Source organism: Butyrivibrio sp. AE2015 (assembly GCF_000420825.1).
Lineage (GTDB): Bacteria > Bacillota > Clostridia > Lachnospirales > Lachnospiraceae > Butyrivibrio.
Genome location: NZ_ATVR01000001.1, coordinates 222,119 through 241,334, shown reverse-complemented (window position 1 = coordinate 241,334; position 19,216 = coordinate 222,119). Strand labels below are relative to the sequence as shown.

The following is a 19,216-nucleotide window of genomic DNA, read 5'->3' as shown; positions in this document are numbered from 1 at the left end:
TTTCTTTTTTTGTTATTATATGATATACATGTCATATTTCCACAAGTTTATTATATATTGTTTCAGAGGTCATATAAATGAAAATTTCCACCAAAGGACGTTATGCCCTCAAAGTCATGATGGATATTGCTCTTCACGACAATGGGGAATTCATTTCGCTAAAAGATATATCAAGTCGCCAGAATATCACCGTTAAATATCTTGAACAGATTGTTTCTGGTCTTAACAAGTCAGGTTTTTTACTTAGTATGCGTGGAAACAATGGTGGGTACCGCCTGGCAAGAGAACCCAAAGATTGTAATATTGGCGATATCCTTCGAACTGTTGAGGGAAGCCTTACTCCTATCGAATGTGTTTCCGGTAGTGAAGGAAATCCTTGTCCATTATCGGATTCCTGTTCAACTCTTCCTTTTTGGGCCGGGCTCGATAAGGTAGTAAATGACTACATCAACAGCTATAGTCTTCAAGATTTAATAGATCAAAATTGACAATATACAAAAAACAAAGTATAGTAATAAAGCGGTTTTGTGAAGGGTGCATGTAGCAGTCCTTTTGTGCAGAATCGGGTCTTATGCAATGGAAATCTACGAACCGTGTCAGGTCGGGAACGAAGCAGCACTAAGTAGAACCTTCCATGTGTTGTAAGGTTGCCTTATTCTGCCTGAAGTCAACGTGCATGCGTCCTTCACAGGACCGCTTCTTTTTTACCTGTTTTCCAGATATTTCATATATCCTATTACCATAAGAGCAATCTTAAATGTAAGAGCATCATCAAATTTTCTAACATCAAGTCCAGAGCTCTTTTCCAGTTTTTCAATTCTATAGACAAGTGTATTTCTATGAACAAAAAGCTGTCTTGAAGTCTCAGAGACATTAAGATTGTTCTCAAAGAATTTATTGATGGTATTTAAAGTCTCCTCATCAAGATCATCCGGAACTTCTTTTCCACCAAAGATCTCATCGATGAAAATTCGGCAAAGACTCTCAGGAAGCTGATAGATAAGTCTTCCTATACCTAATGTATTGTAGGCATTGACCCTCTTTTCAGCATAGAATATCCTTCCAACCTCAAGAGCCATCTTGGCCTCTTTATATGACTTGCTCAAATCCTTAAGTTCATCCACTATAGTTCCGTAGGATACCCTTACATCGAGCATAGCCTCAGTGTTCATCATGTCCACAATTGTTGTAGCAATCTTTTGAACCTCTTCATATGTCTGAGACTTAGCAAGAGACTTTATCAATATGACACTGTTCTCATCGACAGCAGTTACATAATCACCTGTATGTGGTGCATAATGCTTCCGAGAAGTTCCTGTGCAGTATTATCATTGGAATGCTTCACCTCGACCAAAATGATAACTCTTGGTACATTAACCTCTACCTTAAGCTTACGCGCTCTGTTATATACATCAATAAGAAGCATATTATCAAGAAGCAGATTCTGGAAGAAGTTATTTCTGTCGTACCTCTCCTTATAGGCTACAATAAGATTCTGAAGCTGGCTGACTCCGATCTTACCAACCATATATGCGTGCTCGCTGTCACCCTTTGCTAAAAGAACGTAAGAAGGCTCACCTTCGTCAAGTATCTTAAACAGATGAACATCTCCAATAACCTGTGAATCAACCGGAGATTGTGCAAAACTTGTGATTATAGAAATATCAAGCATTTCCCGTTCAGTAGTAGAAGCTACAATATCACCATTTAAGTCCATAACACAAAGCTCAACTTTTGTAATTGCTCCTAACTCATCTATACTTCCCTTGATAGTCTGCGCAGAAATCATCTGTCTACCTCCTTGCAATATAACATAAGTATAACATAATGCATGAAAAAAAGGCTATCGCTCGCGCGATAGCCTTCCCATTTTTAATATTAGTTTGTGATTGTCTTCTCTGTCTCTTTGTCGAAGATGTGGATCTTCTCAACATCGAATGCAAACTTAACCTTATCGCCAGGTCTAGCTGTTGTACGAGAATCAACTCTAGCTGTGATAGGGAACTTATCAAGATCAAAGTACAGATAAACTTCTGCACCAAGAAGCTCGTATACGTTGATTGTTGACTCAAATACAGCCTTTGATGTGTTAACAACCATCTCTGAATCATCAACGTCTTCTGGACGGATACCGAATGTAACAGTCTTTCCAGCGTAGCCTCCCTCGATAACCTTCTTAGCCTTTGCAGGTGGAAGTTCGATTGACTGGCCAGCGATCTTGAGGCAAGCCTTGTCGCCCTGTACTTCAACTTCTGCATCAAGGAAGTTCATCTGAGGTGATCCCATGAATCCAGCAACGAAGAGGTTGCCTGGCTTATCATAGAGGTTCTGAGGTGTATCAACCTGCTGAACAACACCATCCTTCATAACTACGATTCTTGTACCAAGAGTCATAGCCTCTGTCTGGTCATGTGTAACGTAGATGATTGTTGTGCCAAGTCTCTGGTGAAGCTTAGCAATCTCTGTTCTCATCTGTACACGGAGCTTTGCATCAAGGTTTGAAAGAGGTTCGTCCATAAGGAATACCTTAGGGTTACGAACGATAGCACGTCCCATAGCAACACGCTGTCTCTGTCCACCTGAAAGAGCCTTTGGCTTACGATCAAGGAGCTTCTCAAGGTCAAGGATCTTAGCAGCTTCTCTAACCATCTTATCAATATCAGCCTTTGGAACTTTTCTAAGCTTAAGTCCAAATGCCATGTTATCATATACTGTCATGTGAGGATACAGAGCGTAGTTCTGGAATACCATCGCAATATCTCTGTCCTTAGGCTCAACGTCGTTAACAACTCTGTCACCAATCTTAAGTGTTCCTGAAGAGATATCTTCAAGTCCAGCGATCATACGAAGTGTTGTTGACTTTCCGCATCCTGAAGGTCCTACGAAAATAATAAATTCTTTATCCTGAATCTCAAGGTTGAAGTCTTTAACAGCCTCAAAACCATTAGGATATACTTTAGTTACATGCTCAAGTGATAAACTTGCCATACCTTATATTCCTCCTAATTCATCAATAGCTTCATGCTATAAACAAGTATAGCGGTGGAGGTGTTTATTTACTATTCACTTATTTCACAAATATTTTACAATTCATTAGCAAAACTGACTAGCAATCAGGCGACTTTTCCACAATTCTGAAATATTGACGAAGAATCTAAAAATTCTATATGCAATTTGACCATTGCCTATTCGTGATAAAAGACTACCTGACCTGTTCCACGAGCTTTAGACTCTATCAAAGCAGCTTTTGATGCAGCGAGAAGATTAGAGTATTTTCTGCCATCTTTAGGTGCCACAGCTCCACCAACACTAAGCGAGACTACACCATCTTCATTTTCCTTCATAGTTTTGAAATCATGCGCAAGCATTACCATTGCGTCAACTTGCTTTCTGATGTCCTTTCCGGCACTGATATCTTTCATGAAAACAACAAACTCCCCATTATCAGATTCACCTACTACATCAGAAACCCTGTAATTTTCAGATAGCTTTTTGGCAAAATCTACTACAACTGCCTCCACAGCTTCCTCACCTTTTGCTATTCGCAGTCCTTTTAATCCATTAATAGCTATAAGGAACATAAGTCCATATTTGCTTTCTGATTCACCTAGATATGTATTTATCTGCCTTTCAGTAGATTCTTCAGTCAAAAGACCTGTCTTGGCATCTCTGTCCTTCTTGTTTCTGTTTCTTTTGCTAATAAATGTAGCTAAAAGATGTCCCAAAAACAGACTTACGCAGAGAAGTACAAGAAGCACCATAACCCAAATATACATCGCATAATAATCATGAAGTGGCTCATCCAAAGCCCTGCTCATGTTCTTATAACTGATAAAAGCCACGAGTGCGCCTCCTGAAAGCGGTGCCGGCACTGTAATGATATACCCGTACTTTGGTATTTCCTCAAAAAAAGCATTACGCTGAGCTATGGCATGCTGAAATTTACTCTGATCAGAGCCCGTAGGCAAAGCCTCCCATATATAATCAATAACCTCATCATTGTTACGGAGTCGTTCACCATACTCGGTAAGAATATGACCCCTGACAGCAACCCACGCACCGTAGTCGATAAGCTCCTGTTTTTCAAATATTCCTTCGGATAAATTCTCGATATTGAGAATAGATATAAGATAACCTTTGGTGTCTTCTGATAATTTCACACCATTTATAAAAGCAACGCTTCTGCCGCCAAAGGCCTCTTCTTCGATAATGAGCACACCTGAGCTTCCTTCATCAAAGCCTTCGGTCACCTGCTCAAAGAAATTATAGTTATATACATTTACATCCTTTCCGCGTTCATCATATCCTCTCCCATCTGAATCGCAGACAAAAGAATTACTGCTATCTGTACTTTTCACGATGAGTTCAAGCCAACTTTCAATCTCTTTTTTGTCTGCTGTAATATCATAGCCTGTAAGAGCCTTTGCGAAAGCTTCATGATAATCACGGATTCTTATGTAATTTATATCCTTTTGGTACATCACTGAAGAAAGCTCCGAAGAGACTGTCTCATTTACATACTTGGAAATGCCATCTCTTAGCACTTCCCTGTAAGATTCAAAAACAATTCCCATGAAAACCGCAAACATAAGCACTATTGTAGCGCACGTTACAAGAGCTTTCTTCATTTGTCACCTCTAATAATACAAGACAATCAGTTCTGCTCTTCCTCATCAAGCTTCTTTATAGCCGCATCGAGCTCTTCCTCTTCAGAGAGGCTTTCCTCTTCAGGCTCAAATCGCTTGAATGTTCCATTGTAGAGCATAGCATTTAAATAACTTGGTCCGGCAAATCCCAAAAGTATAAGTACCGGAACAGCTTTTAAGTCAAAGAAATAAAAAACAACAAGCGGAATTCCGGAAATGATAGTCATAAGAATTGTCTTTGGGAAAGCAAGTATTGCCATAAGCAAAGAATTCTTTAAGGTTGCTGCATTTGTATTTACAAACTTGGAAAGGATTGGAAATACGTACAGTGAAACCATATAAAGGAATGCGCTCAGAGCAATGATCGCATATCTGTAAATTCCACTTAAATTATTCAGGATAAAGAAATCCAAAACAAGGATTCCAGCTATCGCAAATTTAATGATCTGAAGGATCATTCCCTGCTTAAAGTTCTCTTTGAATGATCTGAAGTAGGTCTTTGTAATATAACTGTCTTCATCTCTTACAATCTTCAAAAGAACAAAATGCATGGCAGTACATGCGGGTCCTAAAATACTTGAACAGATAATACCAAATATCCATGCCCATAATACTGCGCTAAGGAAGTAGTTGTAATCAAGTTCAGCTCCATCAAAAAGAACTGGGCCAAGTGCCGGTCCAAGGAAAAGAACCTGCTCAAAAATAAGTGGTATGGCAAATATCAAAGTAAGGATATTTACCCACATAACATCTGCGAGTCTTGTAAGAGCTCGCATCAAAGGACTCTCTAAATCAAAAATTTTTCCCATAAGTTAACTCCTCAAACAAAGCTTCATTGGTGTGAATCTGATGCCGTCGGCCGTCATTTCTTCAGCGACATCTTTAAATCCCCTTTTGTGGTAAAAACCAACAGCTATCGGTGCAGCATTGACTGTCAGTTCATCCACCCCCTCTTCTTCAAGAGCATACTTCGACACATACCTGACTAGTGCAGTCCCAATGCCATAATCATGGTAATCCCCGTCTACAAAAAGAAGTGATATGTGTTTCCGTTCTCTAAGAGAAATCATTCCAAGATATTTATCGTTATAAACTGCAACAAAAAGTTGATATTGCCCGGCGACAAACATCTTTCTGAGCATATCGTCATTTACAAAATTTCTGAAATTGGTTATTCCTTCTTCAGAATAATCAGGGGCGTCAAACTTTGCAAAAGTATCCCATGCAAGTTTCATCGCCCCATCCCAATCAGAATGGTAAGCACACCTTACCATTATTTTTGATCTGTCAATTTGCAGTGCCACTCTTTAACACTCTCATAATCCAAGCATACTGATCTTCGTATACTTTTTCTCTTCCAATCTCCTGCTGAAGTTCATGACGCATTCCGTCATAAATCTTAAGCTCCACATCTTTGATCTCAAGTTTATTTTTGTAAATATCGTAAAGTTTGCTAAATGCTTCTCCGTAACTTCCAACAGGATCTTCAGCACCACCTGTAATGAGAATAGGAAGGTTCTTAGGGATATCTTCCATTCTGTCAACATCCTGAATTCGTGTCAAAAGTTCAGCCATAGTCTTAAATCCGTTAAGAGTGAAAACGAAGTTACATCTCGGATCCGCAACATATTTATTAACGCTTTCTTCATTGTGTGAAAGCCAGTCAAACTTTGTCTTATGATCAGGGATCTTTTTAAGGTATCCCTTGAACGCCATGTTATTGATCATCTCAGAACGATACTTTGTTCCAAAAATAACCTGTAAAATACTTACCAAAGTGCTCAAAGACTTGACTGTTCCGCTTGGCATAGCGGCAGTTCCCTGAATTATCGCACCATTTATACCTGTGCCATAGCGTGTGATGTACTCTCTTGCCACAAAAGATCCAAAGCTGTGACCAAGGATAAATACCGGAACTCCCGGATACTCTTCCTGAGTCATCTTCTTTAATCTGTGAGCGTCACGTACAAGCACCGTTGCAGGGTCGTCTTTGCAAAAGAAACCATAGGTACCCTTTCCGGCTGTAACAGAACCGCCGTGTCCTAAATGATCGTTCCCCATTACAAGTATGCCTTTTTCTGCCAAAAAGTTCGCAAACTCTTCATAACGATCAATGAATTCCTGCATTCCATGAATGATCTGTAAGATAGCTACCGGCTTATCTTCAGGTATCCATCTGACTGCATGGAGCATGGTCTGTCTGTCTCTTGATTTGTAAGTCAATTCCTCTTTGCGTACCATTGGAAAAACCTCCCCATAATTGTTTGTATACTTATATGATACCATTTATTCCAAAGCTTCGCTCTAAAATCATATTATCAGCAGATCTCTGCTCCTGATGGCATATCTTTTTCAGGTGTCATAAGGGCAAGATTTCCTTCTGCATCCTCTGCGCAAAGGAGCATTCCCTCTGACATTACACCTGCAAGCTTAGCAGGCTTAAGGTTTACGAGAACCATTACCTTCTTGCCAACCATCTCTTCAGGAGAATAGTACTTTCTGATTCCTGATACGATCTGTTTAACCTGGCTTCCGATCTTAACCTGTGAACAAAGAAGCTTCTTGGACTTCTCAACTGCCTCACACTTGATGATCTCACCAACCTGGAACTGCATTGCTCCAAACTGTTCAAAAGTAATCTCTTCTTTTGCAGGGATATCAATAGCCTCTGCCTTCTCGCTCTCCTGTGCCTTTACAGGAGTTGCTGGAGCAAGTCCTGCCTTAGCCAGATTCTTTGCGGCTTCAGCCTGTGTTCTCTCGAACTCTTCCTTCTGCTTTTTGGTTATCTCTGCAGCCTTCTCAAGAACATCCTTTAAATCCTTACGAGCAAAAAGCATCTCTGGATTCTCAGTAACTTTTGTTCCGTTCTTACAAACACCAAATGTACCAAGAGTATCAAAATCTCTGTCAGGAGTATTCAGCTGCTCTTTTATCTTCTGTGCTGTCTCAGGCATAAATGGATCAAGGAGAGCTGCTCCAATAGAAATAGCTTCTACAAGGTTATAAAGAACTGTTGATAATCTGTCCTTTTTGCTCTCGTCTTTTCCAAGTACCCAAGGCTCTGTCTCATCAATGTATTTATTGCATCTCTTGAACAGTGAAAATATATCTGTAAGTGCATCTGCAACTCGAAGCTCATCCATCTTTGCTTCTACTTTTGCATAGCATCCTGTTACAACGGCCTTAAGATCATCGTCTACTGCCTCTGTAACGTTCTTGTCAGCCACAACGCCGCCAAGATACTTATTGCTCATAGCAATAGTACGGTTTACAAGGTTTCCAAGTGTATTTGCAAGGTCTGAGTTGAATCTTTCTACTAAAAGCTCCCATGTGATAACACCATCATTATCAAATGGCATCTCATGAAGAACAAAGTATCTTACAGGGTCTACGCCAAAGAGACTAACAAGGTCATCTGCATAGATAACGTTGCCCTTTGACTTACTCATCTTTTCACCGCCCTGAAGAAGCCATGGATGACCAAATACCTGCTTAGGAAGTGGCTCACCAAGTGCCATAAGGAAAATAGGCCAGTAAATTGTATGGAATCTTATGATATCTTTTCCGATAAGGTGAAGGTCTGCAGGCCACCACTTTTTGTACTCTTCTGAGCTGTTGCCGTCAGCATCATAACCAATTCCTGTGATATAGTTTGTAAGGGCATCAAGCCAAACATATACTACGTGCTTTTCATCGAAATCAACCGGGATTCCCCACTTGAAAGATGTTCTTGAAACACACAGATCCTGTAATCCTGGAAGAAGGAAGTTGTTCATCATCTCATTCTTTCTTGATGCAGGCTGAATAAATTCAGGATGTGTGTTGATATGCTCAATAAGTCTGTCAGCATATTTGCTCATTTTAAAGAAATACGCTTCTTCCTCTGCAGGGTGAACCGGGCCGCCGCACTCTGGGCACTTTCCGTCCTTAAGCTGAGACTCTGTGTAGAAAGCCTCACACTCAGTACAGTACATTCCCTTGTATGATCCCTTATAAATGTCGCCCTGGTCATAGAACTTTTTGAATATCTTCTGAACCTGTTTAACATGATCATCATCTGTTGTTCTGATGAATCTGTCATATGATGTATCCATAAGGTTCCAAAGGCCCTTTATTGTATCTGAAACCTGATCTACGAATTCCTTAGGTGAGCTACATCCTGCCTCGATTGCTCTTGTCTCGATCTTCTGGCCGTGCTCATCTGATCCTGTCTGGAAATGAACATCAAATCCATCTCTTCTCTTATATCTTGCAATAGCATCAGCAAGCACTATCTCATAGCTGTTTCCGATGTGTGGCTTACCTGATGTATAAGCTATCGCAGTTGTAATATAGTATTTACCCTTGTTCTGCATTAAATAAACCTCGTCTTTCTATATCAATTACCAGCACAAAAGCTCATAGCCTGTCTCAGTTACCAAAAGCTCTACTTCCCACTGTGCTGATGGCTTAAGATCTGCTGTATAAACAGTCCAGTCGTTGTCCTCATCGATGAATATCTCGTTAGTTCCCATGTTTACCATAGGTTCAATTGTAAATACCATACCCGGAACCATGAGCATTCCTGTTCCCGGTTTACTTACAAAGCTTACAAAAGGCTCTTCATGGAAAGCATTTCCACATCCATGTCCGCCAATCTCTCTAACTACAGTATATCCATTCTTTAAGGCATGCTGATGAACCGCATTGCCCATATCTCCGATAGGTGTCCATGGCTTAACTGCCTTAAGTCCCTCTTCAAGGCACTCTTTGGTAACATCTACAAGTCTCTTTTTCTCAGGAGAAACATCACCTATGCAAAACATTCGTGATGAATCAGAGAAATAGCCATCAAGTATAGTAGAACAGTCAACATTTATTATGTCGCCATCCTTAAGGATAATATCTTTAGATGGAATTCCGTGGCACACTTCTTCATTAATAGATGTGCATACACTCTTAGGAAATCCCTCGTAGTTAAGATCTGCGGGGATTCCGCCCATCTTGGTAGTTGTGTTATAAACAATGTCATCAATTTCCTGAGTACTCATTCCGGCATGAATCTTTTCACTGATCTCATCCAGAACAGCCATATTGATGACTGCACTCTTTTTGATACCTTCAATATCCTTTTCAGTTTTGAAAAGGCTCCTGTCAGGGATTATCATTCCCTGATGCTCGAACTGTATCAGTTTATCGTCAAAAGCAGCATGGCAACTCTTATATTTTTTGCCACTGCCGCACCAACAAGCATCGTTTCTTTCTAATCTTTTATACATATCATTCCTTCTTCATAAAAACGATAATTTCACAAGTATAGTATGCCTTTTCAGGCTTTAACTGTCAACTTGCTGTTAACTATCTCCTTAACAGGACTGTTCCTTCTAAGGTAGTCGATCAAAAGATCCGGCATCTCGTCAGGAAAGCTCTTTACTGTTTTGCTGTTTCCTATGCACGCATATCCGCCGGTACCTGTAGCTCTGTAATTGCTGGTAACAAGTGTGTATGTCTTATCGTCCTCAAGCTCAGTTCCATCAATCTTCCTTAAAAGAGTAACTCTCTCGCCGAGAGGCTTTGTAATATCCAGAACATACTCAAGTCCTGCATAAAAGTCGTAGTTGTAATGCTCGATCTTAGGCTGTAAAAAGATATTTGAAATCTTAAGCTTTCCACCTTCATCGATCTCAAAATATTCAGCACATCTCTCAAGGGCCTGTTTAATAACGGCCTTTGTAACTTCTTTTACCTCAACAGTATTGGAGAACTGGTAAATTCCAAGAACGTCCCTTACTGTTATATCCTTCTTAAGTCCAAGAGGATCATTGGACAGGCTGGTGCATGAGAAGTCAGCACCTGTATATTCAAGCTGCACCTGATTAAATATTGCAGCAACCTTACTTCCCTTAATGGCAACTTCAAGCTTTGGCTCAGGATCGATAGCCTTTTCAAGGCATCCGATCGGCTCATCGAGCCACTTCTGGATCTTTGAGTTAATATCATCCATGAAATCATGGGCTTTAGCGATCTCAGCATATTTTGCATCAGGTTCTTTTACCGGAACAAGCCTTGATGTGATATCCCAGGCTCCATCCTTCCTGTCAGCAAAAACCTCGCAGTACTTCATAGCCTTTGCTGGTGGCTGAACGCCGTAACTTCCATCTATGCTAATACCCTCGACAGCCATATGCTGATGGCCTGTAAGAACAATGTCAAAGCCAAGCTCTCTCATGATCTTGCATGCCTGATTCTCTGTTGTATCAGATAAAAGCTCTCCGGATGAAAGATCTTCCTCGAAGCCTCCGTGGTAAATGCAAACTGTTATGTCGCATTTATCCTTCATTATTTCAAGTTCATTTTTTACTGCCTCAACAGGATCAGAAACTACAAGCTCTGTAAGGTGGTCCTTCTGCTCCCAGACATTAACGTATCCTGTAACAGCTCCTGTGATTCCGACTTTGGTGCCATCCTCAAGTGTATGAATCACATGTTTCTTTATTCCAAGGGCATCTCTCTTATCCTCTACATTTGCAGAAATAAGTGTTGCATTCATAGCAGTAACAAAATCGAGGATAGCATCATAACCAAAATTAAAGTCATGATTGCCAAGTGTATAGTAATCAAGCCCCATAGCGTTAAAGCCTTCTGCTGCAGGGTTGAAATCGTATTCGTCCTTATGCTCCAAATAATAGGAAAGAAGAGGTGTTCCCTGAAGAGAATCTCCGCCATCCAAAACAAGTGTATTTCCGTCTTTGGAAATTTGTGCAGCTATGCAAAAAAGCCCCGCATTCTCGGGGCAATTGGTAGCGTAGTTAATTGGATACACATGTCCATGTGTATCAGATGTAAAAATGATGTGCATTAATTAAAAATCCTTTCATCTGCCTATTATAGCTTTGAAGTTACTTATATTCTCTGTTATGTTTCCTTTGAATATACTTGATCCAGCTACAATAACATTCGCTCCAGCGTCTATAACTTCCTTTAAATTGTCACAATTGATCCCGCCATCAACTTCCAGATCAGTTGAAAGACCTTTTTCATCTAACATCTGTCTGGTTGCGCGGATCTTATCCATTGTTTCAGCAATAAATTTCTGTCCACCAAAACCTGGTTCAACAGTCATTATAAGAATCATTTCAACCTTGTCAAGATATGGAATGAGTTCATGGGCTGAAGTGCCTGGTTTTATGGATAATCCGGCTTTTTTACCATATTTATGGATTTCATCAATTACTGCCTGTGGATTTGAGGTGGCCTCAAGATGGAAAGTTATAAGGTCTGCTCCGGAATCTACAAAATCCTTTATATACCTGATAGGATCTGTGATCATAAGATGCACATCAAAGACTTTGTCAGTTACCTTTCTTATACTTTTGATAACCGGCATACCATAGGAAATGGATGGCACAAATGTGCCATCCATAACATCAATATGAATATACTCTGCTCCGGCCTTGTCAGCTTCTGTGATCTGCTGTCCAAGCACGGTAAAATCTGCAGATAAAATTGAAGGGCTTAAAATTATCATTACTTAAGGAATTCCTTTACTGATGCGTATACACCCTCGCCGTCAAGTCCATACTTATGAACAAGTTCTGAAGCTGTTCCTGACTCGCCGAATGTATCCTGCATTCCGAGTTTCTTTACAGGAGTAGGTGCAAGTTCAGAAAGTGCATCGCATACAGCGCTTCCAAGTCCGCCTATAACGGAGTGTTCCTCAACTGTTACAACTTTGCCTGTCTTCTTGGCAGATGCTGCTACAAGCTCTTTATCAAGAGGCTTGATTGTGCAGATATTGATTACTTCTGCTGAAATACCGTCTTTAGCAAGCATTTCTGCTGCACTTAAAGCTGAATCTACGCAAATTCCTGTAGCTACTATTGTAACATCTTTTCCTTCTCTGACAACATTTCCTTTTCCAATTTCAAATTTGTAATCAGGTCTGTCATTAATGATGCTGCATGCAGCACGGCCAAATCTGATATAAACAGGGCCTTCATGCTCAACTGCTGCACGTACGCAAGCCTTTGCTTCAATGTCATCAGCAGGGCACATAACAACCATTCCAGGAATAACGCTCATAAGAGCGAAATCTTCGTTACACTGATGGCTGGCTCCGTCCTCACCAACTGTGATTCCGGCATGTGTTCCACCAATCTTTACGTTAAGATGAGGATATCCTACTGAGTTACGAACCTGCTCAAATGCACGTCCTGCTGCGAACATTGCAAAAGAACTAACGAAAGGAATCTTTCCTGTTGTTGCAAGTCCTGCTGCGATACCCATCATGTTGCACTCTGCAATACCACAATCAATGTGTCTTTCAGGGAATTTCTTCTGGAAAACTGCTGTCTTTGTAGAAGCTGCAAGGTCAGCATCTAAAACTACAAGGTTAGGATACTCATCACCGAGTTCTGCAAGAGCATTACCATAACTCTCTCTTGTTGCTATTTTCTTTACATCGCTCATAGTGCTGCACCTGTCCTTTCTAATTCTTCCATAGCAAGCTTAAACTCTTCATCGTTAGGAGCTTTGCCATGCCAGCCTACCTGATTCTCCATAAATGAAACGCCCTTGCCCTTAACTGTGTGAGCAATGATAGCTGTAGGCTGTCCCTTTGTATTCTTAGCTTCTTCAAAAGCTTTTCTTATTTCATCAAAATTATGACCATCAATGTTGATTACATGGAAGTTAAATGCTTTAAACTTCTCATCGATAGGATAAGGAGAACATACCTTATCAATAGGTCCATCAATCTGTAATCCGTTGTTATCTACGATTACGCAGAGGTTATCAAGCTTTCTGAATCCGGCAAACATAGCTGCTTCCCAAACCTGTCCCTCTTCAAGCTCTCCATCACCAAGGAGTGTGTATACACGGAATGACTTGTTATCAAGCTTAGCTGAAAGAGCCATACCACAAGCTGCTGAGATTCCCTGTCCAAGAGATCCGCTGCTCATGTCAAGACCTGGAAGATACTGCATACTTGGATGTCCCTGAAGTCTTGAACCAAGCTTACGAAGAGTTGTAAGCTCCTCCTTAGGGAAATATCCTCTCTCTGCCATTACTGAGTAAAGGCCAGGAGCACAATGTCCCTTTGAGAGAACGAAACGATCGCGGTCAGCATTCTTTGTGTCCTTAGGATCGATATTCATTTCTTCGAAGTAAAGATAAGTAAAAATATCTGTTGATGACAGAGATCCGCCCGGATGTCCTGCCCCAGCTGCATGAAGTGCTGTGATAACACTTTTTCTGACTTCATTAGCTGTTTTTTGAAGTTCCTGATTGGTCATAATTATTTTTCCTTTCTATTTTTCTGCCCTCGCTAAGTGATTACTTTTGCCCATAATAAGCATTGGCGCCGTGTTTACGGTAATAATGCTTATCCTGAAGTTCTTGCGGAGCTGGCTTCACTTCCGGATTAATAGTTTCGCACCTATAGGCCATTTTTGCAACCTCTTCTGTAACTACTGCGTTATGAACTGCTTCATGCGCATCCTTGCCCCAGGTAAATACACCGTGGTTTTTGCAAAGAACTGCAGGTACAGCCACAGGGTCTTTTCCCATGCGCTCAAACTCATTCACAATAAGATGTCCTGTGTTCTCTTCGTAAGCAGATTCGATTTCTTCCTTAGTAAGGCATCTTACACATGGTATCTCACCATAGAAATAATCCGCATGAGTTGTTCCGTAGCAGGGAATGCTTCTTCCTGCCTGAGCCCAGCTTGTAGCATAGGATGAATGCGTGTGAACAACACCGCCTACTTCCTTAAATGCTTTGTAGATCTCAACATGTGTAGGTGTATCGGATGATGGGTTTAATTTTCCCTCAACCTTATTACCATTAAGATCCATAACAACCATGTCGTCAGGAGTCATGGTGTCATAGTCAACGCCGCTTGGCTTGATAACAAAGAGACCGCTCTCTCTGTCAATCGCACTTACATTTCCCCAGGTAAAAGTCACAAGTCCATATTTAGGTAACAAAATATTTGCTTCATAAACTTTTTTCTTTAATTCTTCTAACATTTTTCTACGCTCCAATGTTTATTCTATTATCAGACCGCTAATTAATCTTCGTAATTATTGCGATAGGCTTATCAATTTATAACATTACTTTAATGAATCAACTGCTGCTCTCTCTATAGCCAGACCTGCGCTGTAGTCCTTCATAAAATCATCAAAGCCTGCTACATCTCCTTTATTTGGTTCGCAGGTCTCAACTTTTCCACTTGCAAATACCTTATCAGAAAGATATTTCTCAAGAGTCTCACCATCCTTTTTCTGCATCATGAAGCCTGCAAGGATTGCCTGTCCCCAAGGACCACCCTCTCCTGCTGTCTCCATAAGCTTGATAGGAGTATTGAGCGCTGCTGCCATTACTCTGTCGCCAACGCCTCTAACCTTGAAGAATCCGCCCTGTCCAAAGAAGAAGTCTGCCTTAACATTTTCTTCCTTCATAAGGATGTCATTTCCTGACTTTAGAGCACCAAGTGCAGTATAAAGATGTGTTCTCATAAAGTTAGAAAGGTTGAACTTATCATCAGGTCTTCTTACAAACAGAGGTCTTCCCTCATTAAAGCCTGTAATACTCTCACCTGAGAAGTAGTTGTAAGCAAGAAGTCCGCCGCAGTCAGCGTCGCCTTCCATAGCCTTGCGGTAAAGTGTTCCATATAAAGTATCATCATCGATGTCTTTTCCGATTGCTCCTGCAAACTCTCTAAACAGAGATACCCATGCGTTGAGATCAGATGTGCAGTTGTTGCAGTGAACCATTGCAACCTGCTCTCCTGATGGTGTTGTAACAAGGTCAAGCTCAGGATATGCCTTTGAAAGGTCATGCTCCAAAACAACCATTGAAAATACTGAAGTTCCAGCAGAAATATTACCTGTTCTAACTCCAACTGAGTTGGTTGCTACCATTCCTGTTCCGGCATCTCCTTCAGGAGGACAAACCGGGATACCAGCCTTCAAATCTCCTGATGGATCCAGCTTTTTGGCACCTTCTTCTGAAAGAACACCAGCTCTTTCACCTGCAGGAAGTGACTTTGGAAGGATGTCAGAAAGTTTCCAGTCAAAAGAGTATGGTGCTACCAGTTCATCAAACTGCTCAACCATCTTTTTGTTGTAATCGCATGTTTTTGAATCAATAGGGAACATTCCGGAAGCATCGCCAACTCCAAGAACTTTTTCTCCTGTGAGCTGCCAATGAATATATCCGGCAAGAGTTGTAAAGAAATTAACTTTTGAAACGTGCTCTTCCTTATTAAGAATAGCCTGATAGAGGTGGGCAATGCTCCATCTCTGTGGAATATGATATCCGAAAACCTCTGTAAGTTTGTCAGAAGCTTCCTCTGTTATTGTATTTCTCCATGTTCTGAATGGCACAAGAAGGTTTCCCTCTCTATCAAATGCCATATAACCATGCATCATGGCAGAAAAGCCCATAGCCCCCACGCTTGTAAGCTTAATGCCATATTTCTTTTCAACATCATCTTTAAGACCCTTATAGCAATCCTGAAGGCCGCCCCAGATATCATCAAGTGTATATGTCCAGATTCCGTTGTCCAGCCTGTTCTCCCAGCCATGTGAGCCGGATGCTATTGGATTATAATTTTCATCTGTTAAAACAGCTTTGATTCTTGTAGAGCCGAACTCGATTCCAAGAAAAGTCTTCCCCTCTTCAATAAGCTTTTTTACTTCACCCATACCTTTTCTCCTTTTACCCCATTCTTTTACTTATATAACTAATATTTTAGTTTTTGGTAAACACAAGATAATTATATACAGATTCGCTCTTTTGTGTACACTTATTTTGGATCTCCCCTAAAGGTATTTCGAATCAGCAAAACAGGATTCGCCCGCTTCATTCTAAAGCCACCACTGGAGATATATAGGGGCTTTCCGCCTTTTTTCCAAATCGGTCTCCCCTCTCCGTTGGGATTACCGGTTCTTACAAATGCTGCCACGTAATCTATAATCAGTTCTGACGCAGCCTTATCCTTCTCGCCATAAGGTCGGAAGCTCTTATCAAGAGTTCCAAAGAAATACCTCAGATCCGAAGAATGAAAGGCACCGTTATCATCTCCCGGCGCATCAATATCAAAGAAATAGCGATATCCCCTGTTGTTTTTTATAAATTTCCAAGCCATGTGGTAAAGGACCACATTGAACATATCGTTGGATGTAGTTCCCGCCATATAGTCAATGCGCAGAGGATGTTTCACAAGCTGCGCCGTATCTTCTTCCAACAGATAGCCATCCACAACCGGCTGTGTGTTGACCAGATTGTCATTCCGCTTAGTTTTGATAACTTCAACAGCGGCCATCACATCTTTTTCATCTAAGTGACGGAATTCTTCTAAAGTCTTTACTCTGGCTATTTTCATTACTTCTTTCCAGTATTCTCTGGTTTCAGAAGAAAGCTTTGGCCTAGCTTTCTTAGGAAAAAGACCTCCACCAGAGAGCATGATAGCACGCTTAAAGAGACCTTCTGCTTTTTGAGAAAGACAGAGGTATTGCAGAGAAATCGCTCCAGCGCTTTGTCCCATAACCGTGATATTTTCAGCATCGCCGCCGAAGGAAGCGATATGTCTTTTTACCCATTTAATGGCAACTAAAATATCATCCAGGCCAAAGTTACCATCGCGGCCATTCTTTTCCTGTATTTCCTCATGCGTCATGTATCCAAAAGCACCTACACGATAGTTGATGCACACAAGGATGATTCCGCGCTTTGTGTACCCTGCTCCGTCCAAATATCCTTCAGAGTTAGCCATAGAGTTAAACCCGCCGCCATGGATAAATACCAGAACAGGGGCATTCTCAGCATCTTTTGGGGCATAGATATTCAGATTCAGACAATCTTCGCTATAAGTGAAGTTCAGCCCCTCTCTGAATTCCCGATGATAAAAAAGTCGCTCCGGCACATCAAGATGGGGAAAGTAGGTACGGTACTGAGTACAGGCATCGCCGAAGTGCGTGGCATCATAGGTGCCATCCCACTTTTCTACAGAAGTCGCGTAGGAGAACCTCTCTGCCCTCGCATAGCGGATTCCAAGGAAAGCTACATCTCCTTCTCTCTCCAAACCACGGATTCTGCCTAAATCAGTTTCTTTTTCTATAAATTTATTATCACTCATAGATTATCAACTCCAAAGTATGCTTCTTTTTTTGCCTGAAGTTCTGTTACTTTCTCCTTTGAAAGCGGATACCAGATGATAAGGAAAAGAGCCATGAGAGCAAACATTACCGCAGGGATCAGGGTTGCCAGTACGTACATTAAAGACAGCTGCGCCCCGGTAAACTTGAATTCCAGTGTACTTGCTGTGTCGTAATATCCCATTGCCAAAAGAGCTGCATTTACCGCAATGGCTGAGATTACCTGCCCCAATTTGCGGAAGAAATTAAGAAATGCATAAGCGGTTCCATTATCCTTGCTGCCGGTTGTAACCTCAATCTCATCAATAGCATCACCTGCCATAGCCCACAGCTGCAAAACAAAAAGGTTCAAGCCAAATCCTGAGAAAAAGCAAAGAAGCATAAAAGGCATCAGTGCTGCTGATGGATTCATAAATTTTAGGAAAAACATCAAAAAGTTCGCTGCTGATGCAACGATCATACCTACGGAAGTAATCTCTTTTTTGCCATACTTTCTGGCAAGCTTTGGAGTAAATGCCATCAGTATTGCCATTGGAATATAGGTAAGGATAGTCGGAAGTGATACAAAAATTCCGCCCTTTCCAAAATAGTAGCGGATAAGATATACATAGTAGCTTTGAGTAAACATCTGCCCTGCCAAAAGAAGCATTGCTACTACAGAGATAGAAAGCATTGACTTGTTCCCAAAGATAAGCTTTAGAGCCTTGCCTGCAGCGCCCTTTTCATGGTGCTTTGGCTCCGCCTTCACTCTCTCTTTTGTACCAAGGAATGCAAATAGAAGCGCTATCATAGATAAAAGAGCCATGACAATAACGCCGGTTAAAAGAACATCATATTTTACGATGGATTGACCTGTTGTTTTATCAGTGCTAAAGCAAAGCATTGAAAGCACCATGACAGGCATAGAACCAAGAGCCGCACCAACAGCACGAAATACTGACAGTTTGGACCTTTCTTTGTCATCCAAAGTGATAACACTTGCAAGGGAGCCGTAAGGAATCTGCAGCATGGTATAGATCATTCCCCATGCAACATAGGTCACTGTAGCATAAATATAGGCCGGAAGATTATCTCCCGGTGTACCAAAACCCGGGAATTTACAAAACAACAGAATAGATGCTATAGCAAGCGGTATTGCCACGCGAAGAAACCACACACGATATCTGCCATGTTTAGAGACCTTCGCTGTATCGCAGATACGCCCCATTATTGGGTCGTTCACAGCATCCCAGACTCTTGTCAGTACAAACATGATCATGATAAAGAACGGACTTAAGATAAGTACATCCGTATAGTAGGTCTGAAGGATTGAAGTCACCAGCCCAAACACCAGGCATCCACCCGCATCCCCCAATGCATAGCAGACATACTCTGCGGTCCTAAGGCCACTGGCCCTTTGTATCACGCTTTTTTCTTCATTTTTCCCCATA

General features: G+C 41.2%; 16 protein-coding genes, 1 other RNA gene and 1 pseudogene. 2 read left to right on the top strand and 16 right to left on the bottom strand.

Features of this window, described 5'->3' with window-relative positions:
• Window positions 1–77 precede the first annotated feature (77 nt).
• Both G585_RS20100 and ffs read left to right on the top strand, forming a co-directional pair.
• Complete coding sequence (locus G585_RS20100; protein ID WP_022772362.1) at window positions 78–488, top strand: RrF2 family transcriptional regulator; 411 nt, start codon at window positions 78–80, stop codon at window positions 486–488.
• Window positions 489–560: 72 nt separating this feature from the next.
• An RNA gene (gene ffs, locus G585_RS20145) (signal recognition particle sRNA small type) lies at window positions 561–660 on the top strand.
• Window positions 661–704: 44 nt separating this feature from the next.
• On the opposite strand, the pseudogene G585_RS20095 reads toward ffs, so the two are convergent.
• From G585_RS20095 to G585_RS0101005, 16 genes and pseudogenes are all read right to left on the bottom strand, one after another.
• Window positions 705–1,789 (bottom strand): annotated as a pseudogene (locus tag G585_RS20095) (PucR family transcriptional regulator).
• An 89-nt stretch (window positions 1,790–1,878) separates the two neighbouring features.
• Entirely contained in the window at window positions 1,879–2,988 is a 1,110-nt protein-coding gene (locus G585_RS0101075) for an ABC transporter ATP-binding protein (RefSeq protein WP_022772361.1), read from the bottom strand.
• A 197-nt stretch (window positions 2,989–3,185) separates the two neighbouring features.
• Window positions 3,186–4,628, bottom strand: coding sequence for a GGDEF domain-containing protein (locus G585_RS0101070; protein WP_022772360.1), 1,443 nt, complete (start codon window positions 4,626–4,628; stop codon window positions 3,186–3,188).
• A 26-nt stretch (window positions 4,629–4,654) separates the two neighbouring features.
• The gene (locus G585_RS18630; protein WP_022772359.1) at window positions 4,655–5,455 is read right to left on the bottom strand and encodes a YesL family protein; all 801 of its coding nucleotides are present in this window, start codon (window positions 5,453–5,455) and stop codon (window positions 4,655–4,657) included.
• A 3-nt stretch (window positions 5,456–5,458) separates the two neighbouring features.
• Window positions 5,459–5,881, bottom strand: a complete 423-nt coding sequence (locus tag G585_RS0101060) for a GNAT family N-acetyltransferase (protein ID WP_051142947.1) — start codon at window positions 5,879–5,881, stop codon at window positions 5,459–5,461.
• Between the two features lie 52 nt (window positions 5,882–5,933).
• Window positions 5,934–6,887 carry an alpha/beta fold hydrolase gene (locus G585_RS0101055; protein WP_022772356.1) on the bottom strand — a complete coding sequence of 318 codons (954 nt, stop codon included), beginning with the start codon at window positions 6,885–6,887 and terminating at the stop codon, window positions 5,934–5,936.
• Between the two features lie 77 nt (window positions 6,888–6,964).
• Window positions 6,965–9,001 carry a methionine--tRNA ligase gene (metG, locus tag G585_RS0101050; protein ID WP_022772355.1) on the bottom strand — a complete coding sequence of 679 codons (2,037 nt, stop codon included), beginning with the start codon at window positions 8,999–9,001 and terminating at the stop codon, window positions 6,965–6,967.
• A 27-nt stretch (window positions 9,002–9,028) separates the two neighbouring features.
• The gene (locus G585_RS0101045) at window positions 9,029–9,904 is read right to left on the bottom strand and encodes a methionyl aminopeptidase (protein ID WP_022772353.1); all 876 of its coding nucleotides are present in this window, start codon (window positions 9,902–9,904) and stop codon (window positions 9,029–9,031) included.
• A gap of 50 nt (window positions 9,905–9,954) precedes the next feature.
• Window positions 9,955–11,484: a bifunctional metallophosphatase/5'-nucleotidase gene (locus G585_RS16675; RefSeq protein ID WP_022772352.1), complete on the bottom strand. Its 1,530-nt coding sequence runs from the start codon at window positions 11,482–11,484 to the stop codon at window positions 9,955–9,957.
• A gap of 15 nt (window positions 11,485–11,499) precedes the next feature.
• Entirely contained in the window at window positions 11,500–12,153 is a 654-nt protein-coding gene (gene rpe, locus G585_RS0101035) for a ribulose-phosphate 3-epimerase (RefSeq protein ID WP_022772351.1), read from the bottom strand.
• Window positions 12,153–13,094 carry a transketolase family protein gene (locus G585_RS0101030; RefSeq protein ID WP_022772350.1) on the bottom strand — a complete coding sequence of 314 codons (942 nt, stop codon included), beginning with the start codon at window positions 13,092–13,094 and terminating at the stop codon, window positions 12,153–12,155. Before G585_RS0101030 ends, rpe begins: the two co-directional genes overlap by 1 nt.
• The gene (locus G585_RS0101025; RefSeq protein ID WP_022772348.1) at window positions 13,091–13,918 is read right to left on the bottom strand and encodes a transketolase; all 828 of its coding nucleotides are present in this window, start codon (window positions 13,916–13,918) and stop codon (window positions 13,091–13,093) included. Before G585_RS0101025 ends, G585_RS0101030 begins: the two co-directional genes overlap by 4 nt.
• A gap of 40 nt (window positions 13,919–13,958) precedes the next feature.
• Window positions 13,959–14,654 (bottom strand): L-ribulose-5-phosphate 4-epimerase, encoded by a 696-nt coding sequence (locus tag G585_RS0101020; protein WP_022772347.1) that lies wholly within the window; start codon window positions 14,652–14,654, stop codon window positions 13,959–13,961.
• Window positions 14,655–14,738: 84 nt separating this feature from the next.
• Window positions 14,739–16,334 (bottom strand): xylulokinase, encoded by a 1,596-nt coding sequence (locus G585_RS0101015; RefSeq protein WP_022772346.1) that lies wholly within the window; start codon window positions 16,332–16,334, stop codon window positions 14,739–14,741.
• A gap of 101 nt (window positions 16,335–16,435) precedes the next feature.
• Window positions 16,436–17,767, bottom strand: coding sequence for a carboxylesterase family protein (locus tag G585_RS16670; protein WP_022772345.1), 1,332 nt, complete (start codon window positions 17,765–17,767; stop codon window positions 16,436–16,438).
• Window positions 17,764–19,215, bottom strand: a complete 1,452-nt coding sequence (locus G585_RS0101005; RefSeq protein WP_022772344.1) for an MFS transporter — start codon at window positions 19,213–19,215, stop codon at window positions 17,764–17,766. Before G585_RS0101005 ends, G585_RS16670 begins: the two co-directional genes overlap by 4 nt.
• Between the last annotated feature and the right edge of the window lies 1 nt (window position 19,216).

What these genes read in the sequence shown, in the direction of transcription:
- G585_RS20100 (WP_022772362.1), top strand. Translation starts at nt 78, where the DNA reads ATGAAAATTTCCACCAAAGGACGTTATGCCCTCAAAGTCATGATGGAT.
- G585_RS0101075 (WP_022772361.1), bottom strand. Translation starts at nt 2,988, where the DNA reads ATGGCAAGTTTATCACTTGAGCATGTAACTAAAGTATATCCTAATGGT.
- G585_RS0101070 (WP_022772360.1), bottom strand. Translation starts at nt 4,628, where the DNA reads ATGAAGAAAGCTCTTGTAACGTGCGCTACAATAGTGCTTATGTTTGCG.
- G585_RS18630 (WP_022772359.1), bottom strand. Translation starts at nt 5,455, where the DNA reads ATGGGAAAAATTTTTGATTTAGAGAGTCCTTTGATGCGAGCTCTTACA.
- G585_RS0101060 (WP_051142947.1), bottom strand. Translation starts at nt 5,881, where the DNA reads ATGAAACTTGCATGGGATACTTTTGCAAAGTTTGACGCCCCTGATTAT.
- G585_RS0101055 (WP_022772356.1), bottom strand. Translation starts at nt 6,887, where the DNA reads ATGGTACGCAAAGAGGAATTGACTTACAAATCAAGAGACAGACAGACC.
- metG (WP_022772355.1), bottom strand. Translation starts at nt 9,001, where the DNA reads ATGCAGAACAAGGGTAAATACTATATTACAACTGCGATAGCTTATACA.
- G585_RS0101045 (WP_022772353.1), bottom strand. Translation starts at nt 9,904, where the DNA reads ATGTATAAAAGATTAGAAAGAAACGATGCTTGTTGGTGCGGCAGTGGC.
- G585_RS16675 (WP_022772352.1), bottom strand. Translation starts at nt 11,484, where the DNA reads ATGCACATCATTTTTACATCTGATACACATGGACATGTGTATCCAATT.
- rpe (WP_022772351.1), bottom strand. Translation starts at nt 12,153, where the DNA reads ATGATAATTTTAAGCCCTTCAATTTTATCTGCAGATTTTACCGTGCTT.
- G585_RS0101030 (WP_022772350.1), bottom strand. Translation starts at nt 13,094, where the DNA reads ATGAGCGATGTAAAGAAAATAGCAACAAGAGAGAGTTATGGTAATGCT.
- G585_RS0101025 (WP_022772348.1), bottom strand. Translation starts at nt 13,918, where the DNA reads ATGACCAATCAGGAACTTCAAAAAACAGCTAATGAAGTCAGAAAAAGT.
- G585_RS0101020 (WP_022772347.1), bottom strand. Translation starts at nt 14,654, where the DNA reads ATGTTAGAAGAATTAAAGAAAAAAGTTTATGAAGCAAATATTTTGTTA.
- G585_RS0101015 (WP_022772346.1), bottom strand. Translation starts at nt 16,334, where the DNA reads ATGGGTGAAGTAAAAAAGCTTATTGAAGAGGGGAAGACTTTTCTTGGA.
- G585_RS16670 (WP_022772345.1), bottom strand. Translation starts at nt 17,767, where the DNA reads ATGAGTGATAATAAATTTATAGAAAAAGAAACTGATTTAGGCAGAATC.
- G585_RS0101005 (WP_022772344.1), bottom strand. Translation starts at nt 19,215, where the DNA reads ATGGGGAAAAATGAAGAAAAAAGCGTGATACAAAGGGCCAGTGGCCTT.